The following is a 12,594-nucleotide window of genomic DNA, read 5'->3' on the forward strand; positions in this document are numbered from 1 at the left end:
CAACCGAGCGACCAACGGCGGGACACGGCTGGCCGGGGCTTGCTAACGTCCGAGAGGCCGAGCGCGACGATCAGGGAGTGCCTGTGCCAGACCGAGACAGATACCGCGGCAGCCGCCCCCTGCTCGACCGGCGCACGATGTTGCGGTTCGTCGGGGGCACCGCAATCGCGCTGCCGCTGGCGGCGTGCGGGGCGGGCGGTGGCAACGAGAACCGGCTGCGCATCGCCTACCAGCAGTTCGGCTCCGGTCAGGTGATGGAGGACTACCTGACGCGGGTCATCGAGCAGTTCACCACGGAACGGCCCGAGGTCGTCGTCGAGCTGGTGCCGATCGTCGCGGCGGAGCACGACTACTTCACCAAGAACGAGCTGATGATGTCGTCCGCCCGGACCGCGCCGGACCTGGTCTACGAGGACACCTTCATCCTGCAGGCCGACGTCGAGGCGGGATACCTCCGGCCGATCACCGAGCTGGTCGAGGCCTGGCCCACCTGGGAGGCCGTGTTCGAGCCCGGACGGACGGCGGTCACGGCCGACGACGGCGAGATCTACGCCGTCCCCACCCACACCGACACCCGCGCGCTCTGGTACCACAGCGGCCTGTTCGAGGAGGCTGGTATCGAGCTGCCCTGGGCCCCGACCACCTGGGAGGAGCTGCTGGAGACGTTCAGGACGCTGCAGTCCGAGCTCGGGGAGGACGTCATCCCCTTCAACATCTTCTCCGGCAAGGCTCAGGGCGAGAAGGCCAGCATGCAGGGCTTCGAGATGCTGCTGTACGGCACCCAGGACACGCTCTACGACGAGGAGTCCCAACTGTGGCAGCTCGGCAGCCAAGGCTTCGCGGACTCCCTCGACTTCATCCGGACCGTCTTCGAGGAAGGGCTGACACCCAACCTCGGCGACGCGCTCGACCCGAACGTGGGCGAGACCATCTACAACTCGTGGTTGCCCGAGGGCCGGCTCGCCGTCAACCTCGACGGCAGCTGGATCAGTCAGAACTGGATCGAGGGCGCGCCCGGTGAGTGGCCGGAGTGGTCCGACGTCATGCAGCTCGCGACCATGCCGACGCAGGACGGCGCCGACCCCGGTTTCGTCACGCTCTCCGGTGGCTGGTCCTGGGCCTTGCCCGCGCTCTCGTCCCGATCCGAGCTCGCCTGGGAGTTCCTGCAGCAGATGCTGACCGTCGAGAACATGACCGAGCTCGCGGTCACGGACAACCAGATCGCGATCCGGGAGGACATCGCGGCGCAGGAGGACTACCTCGGCTACTCGCCCACGGTCGAGTTCTTCACCGAGCTGGTGCCGGATGCGACGTACCGACCGGCCTACGCGCCGTACCCGCAGGTGTCGGCGGCGATCCAGACCGCGATGGAGACCGTGATGACCGGGCAGGGCTCGGTCGAGGAGGCACAGGCCGCCTACGACGAGGACGTCATCGGCATCGTGGGCGAGGACGGCGCGGAGCAGGCCGGATGACCGCCGCCACCGCACCCGAGGCCGCCGCGGCGAGCACGCCGGGGGAGGGGAGGGAGCCGGACCGGCAGGCTCCGACCTCACGCACCGTGCGCCGCGGGTTACCGCTGGTCCCCGCCGTGGTGCTGCTGCTGGCGTTCATGGCCGGACCGATCGTCTACAGCCTCTACCTCGCCTTCACCAACCGCGCGTTGCGCGGGGAAGGCGCGAGCGAGACCTCCTTCGTGGGGTTCGACAACTTCACCCAGGCGTTCGCCTCGGCCGACTTCTGGAACGCCGTCGGGCTGACGCTGCTGTTCACGCTGGTCTCGGCGATCATCGGCCAGAACCTGCTCGGGATGGCGCTCGCGCTGCTGATGCGGAAGGCGAACAAGCTGGTGACGGCGTTGACGGGCGCCGTGGTCATCGGCGCCTGGATCCTCCCCGAGGTGGTGGCCGCCTACCTCTGGTACACCTTCCTCGGCGACGAGGGTTCCCTCAACCAGGTGTTCACCGCGATCGGGCTGCCGCCGCAGGACTGGTTGTTCTCGGTGCCGATCCTGGCGGTCTCGTTCGCTAACATCTGGCGCGGCGTGGCGTTCTCGATGCTGATCTACACCGCGGCGCTCGCGCAGGTCTCGCCCGAGGTCGAGGAAGCGGCGACGATGGACGGAGCGGGGCGGATCCGCAAGTTCGTCTCGGTGACCCTGCCGATCATCCGCCGCTCCGTCGCCACCAACCTCATGCTCATCACGCTGCAGACGCTGTCCGTGTTCGGCCTGATCTTCATCATGACCGCCGGCGGGCCGGGCACCTCCAGCCAGACGCTGCCGCTGTACATGTACGAGCAGGCCTTCAGCTACGGCCAGCTCGGCTACGGCACCGCGGTGGCGCTGCTGCTGCTGCTCATCGGCGGCCTGGCCTCCCTGGCGTACCTGAAGATGCTCCCCGAGGAGGAGAAGTCGTGACCGCGGCAGCGACCAGCGAGCGCGCTCCCAGCCAGCCCGCGCGCACCACCGAGCTGCACCCTGACCGAGGACCGGGGGCGGCCCAGCGCGTCGTCACGGTGCTGTCGAACATCGCTCTCCTGGTCATCAGCGCGCTGTTCGCGATCCCGCTGCTGTGGGTGGTGCTGGCCGCGCTCGACCCCGAGGCCTCGCTCGCCGTCAAGGTTCCCTCTCCGCCGTCGCTGGCGAACTTCTCCGCGATCGCGACCATGGAGACGACGTTCCGGCCGCTGCTCAACTCGCTCATCCTGTGCGGTGGCGGCACCGTCGTCACCATGGTGTGCTCGGCGCTCGCGGCCTACCCGCTGTCGCGCTACCGGTCGCGCTTCAAGCGACCCTTCCTGCTGACGATCATCTTCGCCACGGGGCTGCCGATCACCGCGGTGATGATCCCCGTCTACGCGCTCTTCGTGCAGGTCAACCTGATCGACTCGATGGGCGGGGCGATCCTGTTCCTCGCGGCCTCGTCGCTGCCCTACGCGATGTTCCTCACCAAGACCTTCATGGACGGCGTGCCGATCGAGCTCGAGGAGAGCGCGTGGACCGAGGGCGCCACCATGCTGCGCACCCTGTGGTCGATCGTGCTGCCGCTGATGCGGCCCGGCATCGCCGTCGTCACGATCTTCACGTTCGTGACGATGTGGGGGAACTTCTTCGTCCCGTTCATGCTGCTGCTGTCACCGGAGAAGCTGCCCGCCGCGGTCAGCCTGTACACGTTCTCCAGCCAGTACGGGCAGATCGCCTACGGCCAGCTGGCGGCGTTCTCGTTGGTGTACTCCCTGCCCGTGGTCGCGCTGTACCTGGCGCTCGGTCGCCGGCTCGGTTCGGGCTTCGCGATCACCGGTGGCGTCAAGGGCTGAGCGCGGCGCGACGATCATCCCTCGGCCTACGCCATGCTGCCCAGCAGCTCGGCAGCCTGGCGGGGTCGCACCAGCCACCCCAGATGGCTCGAGGTCAGCGTGCGGACGTCGTAGCGGTTGTCCGGCGTGAGGGCGTCACCCTCGCGGATCATCCGATCCTGCATCGCCACCGGGATGCTCGCGTCCTCGCTGAGGCGCACATAGGTCCGGGGGATCGTGCCCCACGTGTCGGGTTGGGCACGGTCGTCGGGTCCGCCGGCGTCGAGGTTCTCGTCGGGTTGGAACGAGTTGAGCAGGGCGAGGAACTCCGACTCGGTCCCGTCGGCGAGGAAGGCCGCCCGAAAGCCGGCGAGCGTGGCCGGGTCGGCCGTGCGGAAGTTGCTGCGCAGCAGCCCCAGCTCCATCGGGTTGCCGAGCATCCCGCTGGCGATGCCCGCGTTGTCGACCGATGCCATCTCCGGTTCGGCGTAGTACGCACCCACCTCGAGATCGACCGGCGCCCACGCCGAGACGTACACGATCCGGTCCACCAGATCAGGTCGAGCGTTGCCCACAGCCGTGATCGTCATGCCACCGCGGCTGTGCCCGAGCAGGATGACCGGGCCGTGCTCGCGCACCCGCTCCAGTATCCCGATCACTCGCTCGACGTTCTGGGCGAGCGTGACCCCGGCGATCGCGCCCGGTTCGGCAGCGAGGCGAGCCAGGTCCTGAGGTGCCTGGTACGCCGTCGAGAACGTCGCCTCGAAGCCGTGACCGGGCAGGTCGACGGCGAGCGAACGCCTGCCCAGCAGGGCCAGCTCGGCCTGCAGCGGGGCGAACGAGAACGAGTTGGCGAAGGCGCCATGGACGAGGACGAAGGTCGGCGTCATCCTTCCGACGTTACGACATGACGCGCGGTCGTCGGGCACACGAGCCGTGGAAGCATGTCCCTCATGCAGGACGCGTCCTCCCTCGCCGAGCCCGACGAGGCCGACGAGGCCGACGAGATCATCCAGGCCACGGCCGAGCAGGTGCTGGCCGTGGTCGAGCAGATGGTCGACCTGCCGTGGCCCGAGGGTGACGAGTGGCTCGAGTGGCGGCTCGACGGCCTGGAGGGAACCACCAGCTACCTCATGCACGTGCTCCCGCTCGCCAGCCACTCCGATGCAGCGGCGGTGGCGACCTTCATCGCGCCGGTCGCCGCGCTCGCCGACCAGCGGTGGGGAGCCCGCCACCACTTCGACGCATCTCGCTTCACCGACACCGCTGCCACGCCCGCCGCGAAGTACGACCTGCGCAGCGCGCCCGCCGCCCTGGTGCGCTCGCTCGACGCCGAGAGTGCGATCTGGTGGAGGCTCGGCACGGATGCCGCGCTGCTGGTCGTCAGCTCGGTTCCCGGCCTCCAGCTCAACAAGGCGGCGTTCATGGTGTTGTCGTCGAGCTGGTTGGCCGACGAGGCACCCGACGAGGCGCCGTCGGCCCTGCTGCTCGCCGACCTCCTGTCAGGTGAGAAGGACCGGATCATCTCCGCGATGTGGGAGGTCTTCGCGACCCGCGATCGCGAGATCCTCGTCCCGCTGGCGCGCTACCTGCCGAAGATCCGGCAGGCGACGGCGGACGTCGAGCTCGGCGGCATGCTCGCCTCCCAGCGGTCCAACCTGGAGCACGTCCTGGATCGGCTCGGGCTCGTGAGCAGCGGTGCGTGCCTGTGCGCGGCGTACCCGGCTCACCAGTTCTACGACCCGAAGAAGGAGGAGGGGCGGCAGCACGTCCGGATCGTGGGGACCGTGCCCAACCAGCAGCAGTGGGAGCCGGACCGCATCTGCGAGTGCTGCGACTGCGGCGCGCGGTTCCAGGTCGAGCAGGGCGAGTACCACTACACCTGGTGGAAGTGGCGGCCACTGACCGCGCCCCGATCCGGTCGCGCGAGAAGGCGCAGCGGCGTCAAGCGTGAGCGGCGCTGACCTCCGCGGCCAGCCCGGCGACGTCGACCGGGCCCGAGGTGTCGACCTCCACCACGGGGGACAGCCCGAGCGGTCGGCCCTGCGAGGCCCAGGTCTCCCAGTCCCGCTCGAGACGCTCGACGTCCTGATGGACGGCGTGCCGGCGCCGCGCGACGTAGCGAGACCTCGCGGTGGCGGTGCCGGCATCGCACCACACCTCGACGACTCGGTCGGGGGACACCGCCGCGATCCCCGCACGGACGAACTCGAGGTCCCTGGGTGCGAACCACCACGACTCGACGAGGACCGTGCGCGCCACGGCAGCTGCCAGCACCCACGCGGCCTCCATGGCTGCGGCGCCCAGTGCGGCCGCGCTCTGCTCGTCCAGCCGGAGGGCGTCGGCCATGGCTTCCTTGATCGCGTCCTTGGAGATGACGACGGCGTCCACGCTCGCCCCGAGCTGGTGCGCCAGCGTCGTCTTGCCGGCACCGGGAAGACCGTTCACGAGGATCAGGAGGTCCGGCATGTTCCCAACGGTAGGCCGGGAGCCGTGCTGTCGACGAGGCCCCCGGAAGCGCGCTACGTTGCGTGAGGAGGCCACGCCGTCGAGATCGGGGAAGTGTCGATGAGTGAGATCCGGGCCATCACGCTCGTGCTGGAGAATCCCTCGCGCGCGGCCGGTGCCCTCCGGGACATCTTCGGCTGGGACGTCGACAGCGACTACGGTGCCTTCGCCTCGGTGGCGCTGCCCAGTGGCATCCCCCTCTGGATCAACGCACCTGCGGCCGATGGGTCGGTCACCGACAACGTCACCATCCACCTGAGCGCGGCCGACGTCGACAAGGCCTTCGACGACGCCGTGGCCCGGGGCGCTCAGGCGCTGCGGGAACCCACCGACATGGACTACGGCGAGCGTTCGGCGTGGGTCACGAGCGAGCTCACGCCCGGCGTCGTGTTCGACTTCTCCCGACCTCTGGACTGACCGGCGCGCACGCCGGCGTCAGACGAGCCCTTCGGTCCAGACGCGCTCGAGGATCTCCTCGACGCTCTCCTCGACGGACTGCTCGGAGGTGTCGAGCCACAGCCCGATCCGGGGCGTCTGCTCCCGCAGGTAGGTGTCGAGGTCGGCGATCGAGTCACCGCCCGGCCGGTAGGCGACCTTGCCGCGCGCGGCCTGCCGGTCCGCGTCACGATCGCGCACCACCTCAGGGCGGGGTGCGAGGACGACGACGTGGAGCGGCCGGGTGCGGATCGCGGCCACCATCTCGCTCAGGTGAGGCCCGAGGACGATGTCCTGCAGGACCACGGTGAACCCGGCGTCGGCGTAGCCGTCGGCTGCGGCGGCGGCCAGGCGGTAGCGCAGCTCGAGCTGACGGACCGCCTCGGGCGAGGGATCCGGGGCGCCCATCTCGGCGCGGCCGTTCACGACCATGCGCCGGAACAGGTCGCCCCGCACGTGCACGGAGCGGTCGAGCCGCTCCGCGATCGCCTGCGCGATCGTCGACTTGCCCACGGCCTGGATGCCCGTCACCAGGATGATGCCCATCGCCACCCCGTGCTCGAACCGGTCGGGCGAGGTCACGGCGCCACGTCGACCGCGACGGCGTCCTCGCGAGCACGCTCGGCGTCCAACCGCCGGCCGGACTCGGCGTCGAACAGCAGCGTGCGGCGCGGCGGCACCGTGACCCAGCCGCGGGACCCGGGCGCCGGCTCGTCGTCCTCGCCGAGCACCAGCTGCAGCCGGTCCGCGCCCGCCACGGCGGTCACGAGCACCGAGGCGCCGAGGTTCTCCACCACGGTGACCTCGGCCTCGACACCACCCTCGACCGCCGTCGTGCTCCATCCCAGGTACTCGGGGCGCGCACCCCACACGACCTCGGCGCCGTCCGTGACCGCGCCGACCGCGTCCAGCGGCATCGGGACCACCGCGGACCCCAGCCGCACCTGCCCACCCTCGACCCGCGCGGCCAGCAGGTTCATCGGTGTCGATCCGATGAAGCCGGCCACGAACGTCGTCGCCGGCTTGGCGAACACCTCGCGCGGCGTGCCGACCTGGATCAGCTTGCCCGCGCTCATGACGGCGATCCGGTCGGCGAGCGCGAGCGCCTCGGCCTGGTCGTGCGTGACGAACACCGTGGTCACCGCGAGCTCGCGCTGCAGCTCCTTGAGGAACGTGCGCGCCTCGAGCCGCAGCCTCGCGTCGAGGTTGGACAGCGGCTCGTCGAGCAGCAGCACCTCCGGTCGGGTGGCCACCGCACGTGCCAGCGCCACGCGCTGCTGCTGCCCGCCGGAGAGCTGCCCCGGCCGGCGCTCCATCAGCCCGGTCAGGGACAGCCCGTCGCCGACCTCGCTCGCGACGCCGCGTCGCGCGGACCTGGGTTGGCGCCGGATCTTCAACGGGTAGGCGATGTTGTCGGCCACGTCCATGTGCGGGAACAGCGCGTAGTCCTGGAACACCATCGCGACGCCGCGCTGGCCGGGCTCGAGCCGCGTCACGTCGCGGTCACCGATGAGCAGCTGCCCCTCGGTGATCGTCTCGAGGCCCGCGATGGAGCGCAGCAGCGTCGTCTTGCCGCACCCGGAGGGGCCGAGCAGGGCGAAGAACTCGCCGTCGGCGATGGCGATGTCGACGCCGTCGACGCCGCGGACCCCGCCGGGGTACTCCTTGACGAGAGCGTGCGTGGTGATCGCGGCCATCAGCTCTTGATCCCTCCGTGGAACCGGAATCCGTACCGGCGGTTGACGAGGAAGTACATGACGATGATCGGGATGGAGAAGATCAGCGCGAACGCCGACAGCAGCCGCAGGTCCGCCTGCCCCGACTCGGTGTAGAAGGTGTACATCAGCACCGCGGCGGGCTGCTGCTGGGTGCGCCGGATCAGCAGGTACGGCACGAGGAAGTTGCCCCACACCTGCACCAGCGTCCACACCGCCACGAACGCGAGGCCGGGGCGGGCGATCGGCACCACGACGTCGCGCAGGATCTGCCACGGCCGCGCCCCGTAGAGCCTTGCGGACTCCTCGTACGACCTCGGGATCGAGTCCATGAAGTCCTTGAGGATGAAGATCACCGTGGGCAGGGTGCCGCCGGAGACCACCAGCACCACCGCGAGGTGCGTGTCGATCAGGCCGAGCATGTTGACGAGCTGGAACGTGGGCACCATCGCGGCTGTGCCGGTCACGATCGAGGACAGCAGCAGCAGCGCGTAGAGCAGCCCGTCGCGGCCGGGGATGCGCACGCGCGAGAGCGCGTAGGAGGCGAACGCGCCGAGCACCAGCACGACGACGCAGGTCCCGAACCCGATGATCGCCGAGTTCACGAAGGACCCGATGGCGTAGCGGTTCTCCCCGATGGCCGCGAAGTTGGACAGCGTCCAGTCCGGCCACGCGACGGCGAGGGTGGGCGCCGAGTCGAACGGTGCGGTGGCGAGCCAGGCCAGCGGCACCCCGAAGAACACGACCAGCAGCGCCAGCCCGATCACGGTCAGCAGCCGCGAGACGAAGTGCCGTGCTCGCGGTGCCCGCGCCACGCGCGCTGCAAGCGGCGGGGGTGCAGCCGCGGTGGTCCGGGTCTCGGTCATGATGTCGCCGCCCCGCCGGCGGTCTCGGCCGCTGTCGCTTCCGCCGGTCGCGCGGCCCGGGCACGCCCCACGCGCAGGTAGCCGAGCGCGATCACGAGGTTGATCAGCAGCATGATCAGCGAAATCGCCGCGCCGACGCCGAGCTGGCCGCCCGGGATCGCGGTGTTGTAGATGTACACCGCGAGGATCTCCGAGGCACCGTTCGGCCCGCCGGCCGTCACGAGGTAGGGCGTGAAGGTGTTGAAGGTCCACAGCGTGATCAGCAGCGTGTTGGTGAGGATGTGCCCGCGGATGTTCGGGATGACGACATCCCGCAGCTGCTGCCAGCCGCTCGCCCCGGCCATGCGGGCGCTCTCCAGCTGTGACGGCGGCACGGACGCCAGGGCCGAGGAGAACAGGAGCATGGAGAAGGCTGTGCCGACCCAGATGTTGAAGATGATGATCATCGCCATCGGGTGCTCGATCAGCCACGCCGTGCCCTGCGTGCCGAGGATCTCGTTGAGGGTCCCGCCACGCCGGTCCAGCAGCGCGATCCACAGGAACGAGGCCACCGACGCCGGGATCACCCACGCGGCGAGCACGAGGGTCTCGACGACGGACTTCAGCCACCCGGTCAGCCGGCGCAGCGCCCAGGCGATCGCGAACCCCAGCAACGACTGGCCGACGATGCCCGAGGCCAGGACGAACACCAGCGTCAGCCGCAGCGAGCGCCAGAACGCCGGGTCGCCGAGGATCTGCTCGTAGTTGTCCAGCCCGACGAAGCTGGGGTCCACCGCCTGCAGGCCGGTGAGCCGGTAGTCGGTCATCCCGAGGTAGATCGTCCACAGCGCGGGGAACACCAGGAACAGACCGATGAGCGCGAGCGCGGGTGCGACGAACGCGCCCGCGCCGAACCGGCCGAGGCCGGCCACGTCGTCGCTCGCACCACGTCGGGGACGCCGACGGCGGGGCGCGCCACCCCCCGCCGCGGACGCCGAGGCGGCGGTCAACTCAGCCGTCCCCCGACGCCACGTTCTCTTCGCCGACGATGCCGATCAGCGCCTGCTCGTAGGCCTCGGCGGCCTCGTCCGGTGAGGTGCCGTCGACGACGGCGGCCGTCGCCTCCTGCAGCGCCACCGAGACCTGTGGGTACGCCGCGAGGCCGGGCCGGTAGCTGTTGATCGGCAGCACGTTCTCGCTGACGAAGCTGAGCATCGGGTCGCCCGCGAGCACCTCGGCGTTGACGTCGTCGCGCGGGGTGATCGAGACGGTGCCCGCCACGCGCTCGGAGTACGCCTCGGCCGAGTTCATGAACGCGAGCAGCTCCCACGCCAGCTCGGGGTTCTCCGAGTTCGGGTTGAGGACGCGGCCCGTGCCGCCACCCATCGAGACGAAGTCGCGCCCCTCGACGCCGCTGCCGGGCTCCTGCGCCGGGATCAGGGTGTAGCCGACGATCTCGTCGCGGTTCGCCATCGGCGCGGTCCCGATGCTCTCGTCGGGGTTGATCACCGAGCGCCAGAAGTAGTCGCCCTCGAGCAGGATCCCGATCTCACCTGCGGCGAACTGCGCGAAGGAGTTGTCCCGCCCCGCGGCCTCCTGCTGCAGGATCGGGTCGCCGAGGCCCTCCTCGGCGTAGATCGTGGCGTACAGCTCGAGCGCGTCACGCAGCCCCTGCGTGGCGCCGTTCCACATGCCGTCGGAGTAGACCTCCGAACCGGTCCCGGCCAGCAGCGGCAGCACGCCTTGCATCGTGGTGGCCTCGCCCATCGCGGTGCCCGCGTTGAGCTGGATCGGGATCACGCCGTCGATGCCCGCGAGCGAGCGGCCGGCCTCGAGGACCTCCTCCCAGCTCGTGGGCTGCCAGTCCTCGGGGAGCCCGGCCTGCGCGAACAGCTCCTTGTTGTAGTAGAGGACACGGCCGTCGGCGCCCTGCGGGACCCCGTACCGCTGGTCCTCGAACGACATCGCCGACTGGACGGCGTCCGACATCTGGTCCCAGCCCTCCCAGCTGTCGACGGCGTCGCCACCGACCTCGCTGAGCGGCATGATGTAGCCCGCCTCGGCGAACTCGCCGACCCAGATTCCGTCGATGCCGATGATGTCGGCACCTTCGCCGGACTGCAGGTCGAGCGCGATCTTGGTCTTGTAGTCCTCGTCGTCGACGCCCTCCTCGAGGAACTCGACGGTGACGTCACGCCCCGCCTCGCTCTGGGCGGCCTGGAACTCGGGGATCACCCAGTCGCGGATCCAGTCGGCCTCCGCGGCGTTCTTGCCGCCCGAGATCGCGTTGGCGGTGATCGTCAGGGTGACGGCTCCGCCGTCATCTCCCCCGCCGCCATCGCCCCCGGAGCTGCACGCGGCGACGAGACCGAGTGCGGTGAGCGAGGCGAGCGCGGCCGTGAGGCGTCGCGTGCGGTGGACCATGGTTCCTCCTCGAACGTGGATCGTCGACGCCCCGGTCCGGGAGCCGGCTGGGCCGGGCGCCACCGCTCCGAGGCGTCATTGTCACGACAAAGTCACCCTAATGCAGCCCCACGACAGCCGAGGGGCGCTGCGGTGGACGTCGGGACCAGGTCAGCCGGCGTCGGTCGGCGAGGGGGCGTCGTCGGCGACGACCCGGACCGACTCCTCCAGATAGGCCACGACCTGACCGGGCCGGATCTGGGCGCCGCGACGGGTCTCGACCTCGCCGTCGACGGTCACCTCGCCGTCCTGGATGACCATCCGCGCCATCACGCCGTCGTGCACGAGGCCGCTGAGCTTGAGCAGCTGGCCGAGGCGGATGGCCTCGTCGCGGATGACGACGTCGGTGGGCACGGGCACGAACCCACCCTACGTCGGCGCCTGGTCGGCGGGGACGTCAGCGAACCTGCTGCACCTCGAACTGCATCCGCGGGTGTGCGTAGGCCTCCTGGGACTCGACGAGCTGCAGCTCGCGCTCGCCGGAGGTCAGGGTGTTCGTGAGCAGGTCGAACACGCTCGAGGTGGTCGCGGCCAACGCCTGCGCCGCGGAACCGGTGCTGCGGTAGTGGGCCGTGAACAGGGCGCTCGTGACGTCACCCGACCCGTTCGCCTTGAACGGCAGGAAGGGCGTCTGCACGAGCCATGCCCCCGCCTCGTCCACCGCGAGCATCTCGATGGTGCCCTCCGGCCGGTCCGGCCGCTCCACGCTGGTCACCAGCACGGTGCGAGGCCCCATCTCGCGTGCCAGGTCCACCGAGGCGAGCGTGGACTCGAGGCTGTCGGGGTCGGTGCGGGTGAGGAACCCCAGCTCGAACTGGTTGGGCGTGATGATGTCCGCGTGCGGGATCACCCGCTCGCGGATCAGCGGCGGGATGCTGTCGGCCACGAAGCAGCCGGACTTGGCGTTGCCCATGACCGGGTCGCACGTGTAGGTCGCGTCGGGGTTGGCCGCCTTGACGCGCTGGACGGCGTCGACGACGACGTCGACGATGCCCTCGCCACCGAGATATCCCGACAGCACCGCGTCGACCTGACCGAGGGCGCCGCGCTCCTCGATGCCGGTCACGATGTCGCGGACGTCGTCGGGCGGCAGCAGCGGTCCACGCCAGGACCCGTACCCGGTGTGGTTGGAGAACACCACCGTGAACACCGGCCACACCTCGTGGCCCAGCCGCTGCAGCGGGAACATCGCCGCCGAGTTGCCGACGTGCCCGTAGGCGACCGAGGACTGGATCGAGAGGAACTTCATCCTCCTATCGTGCCCCCTCCGCGGCGCCTGCCCCGCCCCCGGCTCAGCGACGCGCCAACGTCGCTCTCTTTGCCTCTTGCGG

The 12,594-nt window shown here is 70.2% G+C and carries 14 protein-coding genes; 5 read left to right on the plus strand and 9 right to left on the minus strand.

The window, feature by feature from the left end; all coding sequences use genetic code 11:
* Window positions 1–83: 83 nt before the first annotated feature.
* From GPA04_RS17775 to GPA04_RS17785, 3 genes are all read left to right on the plus strand, one after another.
* The gene (locus GPA04_RS17775; protein WP_241680898.1) at window positions 84–1,475 is read left to right on the plus strand and encodes an extracellular solute-binding protein; all 1,392 of its coding nucleotides are present in this window, start codon (window positions 84–86) and stop codon (window positions 1,473–1,475) included.
* On the plus strand, window positions 1,472–2,419 hold the full coding sequence (locus tag GPA04_RS17780) for a carbohydrate ABC transporter permease (protein WP_156225555.1): 948 nt from the start codon (window positions 1,472–1,474) through the stop codon (window positions 2,417–2,419). Before GPA04_RS17775 ends, GPA04_RS17780 begins: the two co-directional genes overlap by 4 nt.
* Before the next feature lie 98 nt (window positions 2,420–2,517).
* A complete protein-coding gene (locus GPA04_RS17785) occupies window positions 2,518–3,318 on the plus strand; it encodes a carbohydrate ABC transporter permease (RefSeq protein ID WP_436277926.1) in 801 nt (266 codons plus the stop codon).
* A gap of 26 nt (window positions 3,319–3,344) precedes the next feature.
* Here GPA04_RS17785 and GPA04_RS17790 read toward each other — a convergent pair whose 3' ends face one another.
* Window positions 3,345–4,187, minus strand: a complete 843-nt coding sequence (locus GPA04_RS17790) for an alpha/beta fold hydrolase (protein ID WP_156225556.1) — start codon at window positions 4,185–4,187, stop codon at window positions 3,345–3,347.
* A gap of 54 nt (window positions 4,188–4,241) precedes the next feature.
* Here GPA04_RS17790 and GPA04_RS17795 point away from each other — a divergent pair, with 54 nt between their 5' ends.
* Window positions 4,242–5,261 (plus strand): hypothetical protein, encoded by a 1,020-nt coding sequence (locus GPA04_RS17795; protein WP_156225557.1) that lies wholly within the window; start codon window positions 4,242–4,244, stop codon window positions 5,259–5,261.
* On the opposite strand, the gene GPA04_RS17800 is transcribed toward GPA04_RS17795, so the two are convergent.
* Window positions 5,242–5,766, minus strand: a complete 525-nt coding sequence (locus GPA04_RS17800; RefSeq protein WP_156225558.1) for a P-loop nucleotide/nucleoside kinase family protein — start codon at window positions 5,764–5,766, stop codon at window positions 5,242–5,244. The genes GPA04_RS17795 and GPA04_RS17800 overlap by 20 nt on opposite strands.
* Before the next feature lie 99 nt (window positions 5,767–5,865).
* On the opposite strand from GPA04_RS17800, the gene GPA04_RS17805 reads away from it, so the two are divergent.
* Complete coding sequence (locus tag GPA04_RS17805; protein WP_156225559.1) at window positions 5,866–6,222, plus strand: VOC family protein; 357 nt, start codon at window positions 5,866–5,868, stop codon at window positions 6,220–6,222.
* An 18-nt stretch (window positions 6,223–6,240) separates the two neighbouring features.
* Here GPA04_RS17805 and GPA04_RS17810 read toward each other — a convergent pair whose 3' ends face one another.
* The 7 genes from GPA04_RS17810 to pdxY all read right to left on the minus strand — a co-directional run bounded on the left by GPA04_RS17810 (window position 6,241) and on the right by pdxY (window position 12,512).
* Window positions 6,241–6,822 carry an AAA family ATPase gene (locus GPA04_RS17810; RefSeq protein WP_241680899.1) on the minus strand — a complete coding sequence of 194 codons (582 nt, stop codon included), beginning with the start codon at window positions 6,820–6,822 and terminating at the stop codon, window positions 6,241–6,243.
* On the minus strand, window positions 6,819–7,937 hold the full coding sequence (locus GPA04_RS17815) for an ABC transporter ATP-binding protein (protein WP_156225560.1): 1,119 nt from the start codon (window positions 7,935–7,937) through the stop codon (window positions 6,819–6,821). Before GPA04_RS17815 ends, GPA04_RS17810 begins: the two co-directional genes overlap by 4 nt.
* A complete protein-coding gene (locus GPA04_RS17820; RefSeq protein ID WP_156225561.1) occupies window positions 7,937–8,821 on the minus strand; it encodes a carbohydrate ABC transporter permease in 885 nt (294 codons plus the stop codon). Before GPA04_RS17820 ends, GPA04_RS17815 begins: the two co-directional genes overlap by 1 nt.
* A complete protein-coding gene (locus GPA04_RS17825; protein WP_206674271.1) occupies window positions 8,818–9,732 on the minus strand; it encodes a carbohydrate ABC transporter permease in 915 nt (304 codons plus the stop codon). Before GPA04_RS17825 ends, GPA04_RS17820 begins: the two co-directional genes overlap by 4 nt.
* A gap of 79 nt (window positions 9,733–9,811) precedes the next feature.
* On the minus strand, window positions 9,812–11,224 hold the full coding sequence (locus GPA04_RS17830) for an extracellular solute-binding protein (RefSeq protein WP_156225563.1): 1,413 nt from the start codon (window positions 11,222–11,224) through the stop codon (window positions 9,812–9,814).
* Between the two features lie 150 nt (window positions 11,225–11,374).
* Entirely contained in the window at window positions 11,375–11,623 is a 249-nt protein-coding gene (locus tag GPA04_RS17835; RefSeq protein WP_206674272.1) for an RNA-binding S4 domain-containing protein, read from the minus strand.
* 37 nt (window positions 11,624–11,660) lie between these two features.
* The gene (pdxY, locus tag GPA04_RS17840) at window positions 11,661–12,512 is read right to left on the minus strand and encodes a pyridoxal kinase PdxY (protein ID WP_156225564.1); all 852 of its coding nucleotides are present in this window, start codon (window positions 12,510–12,512) and stop codon (window positions 11,661–11,663) included.
* Window positions 12,513–12,594: the final 82 nt, after the last annotated feature.

This window comes from Pseudactinotalea suaedae (assembly GCF_009733815.1).
GTDB classification, from domain to species: domain Bacteria; phylum Actinomycetota; class Actinomycetes; order Actinomycetales; family Beutenbergiaceae; genus Pseudactinotalea; species Pseudactinotalea suaedae.

What these genes read in the sequence shown, in the direction of transcription:
- GPA04_RS17780 (WP_156225555.1), top strand. Translation starts at nt 1,472, where the DNA reads ATGACCGCCGCCACCGCACCCGAGGCCGCCGCGGCGAGCACGCCGGGG.
- GPA04_RS17790 (WP_156225556.1), bottom strand. Translation starts at nt 4,187, where the DNA reads ATGACGCCGACCTTCGTCCTCGTCCATGGCGCCTTCGCCAACTCGTTC.
- GPA04_RS17795 (WP_156225557.1), top strand. Translation starts at nt 4,242, where the DNA reads ATGTCCCTCATGCAGGACGCGTCCTCCCTCGCCGAGCCCGACGAGGCC.
- GPA04_RS17800 (WP_156225558.1), bottom strand. Translation starts at nt 5,766, where the DNA reads ATGCCGGACCTCCTGATCCTCGTGAACGGTCTTCCCGGTGCCGGCAAG.
- GPA04_RS17805 (WP_156225559.1), top strand. Translation starts at nt 5,866, where the DNA reads ATGAGTGAGATCCGGGCCATCACGCTCGTGCTGGAGAATCCCTCGCGC.
- GPA04_RS17815 (WP_156225560.1), bottom strand. Translation starts at nt 7,937, where the DNA reads ATGGCCGCGATCACCACGCACGCTCTCGTCAAGGAGTACCCCGGCGGG.
- GPA04_RS17820 (WP_156225561.1), bottom strand. Translation starts at nt 8,821, where the DNA reads ATGACCGAGACCCGGACCACCGCGGCTGCACCCCCGCCGCTTGCAGCG.
- GPA04_RS17830 (WP_156225563.1), bottom strand. Translation starts at nt 11,224, where the DNA reads ATGGTCCACCGCACGCGACGCCTCACGGCCGCGCTCGCCTCGCTCACC.
- pdxY (WP_156225564.1), bottom strand. Translation starts at nt 12,512, where the DNA reads ATGAAGTTCCTCTCGATCCAGTCCTCGGTCGCCTACGGGCACGTCGGC.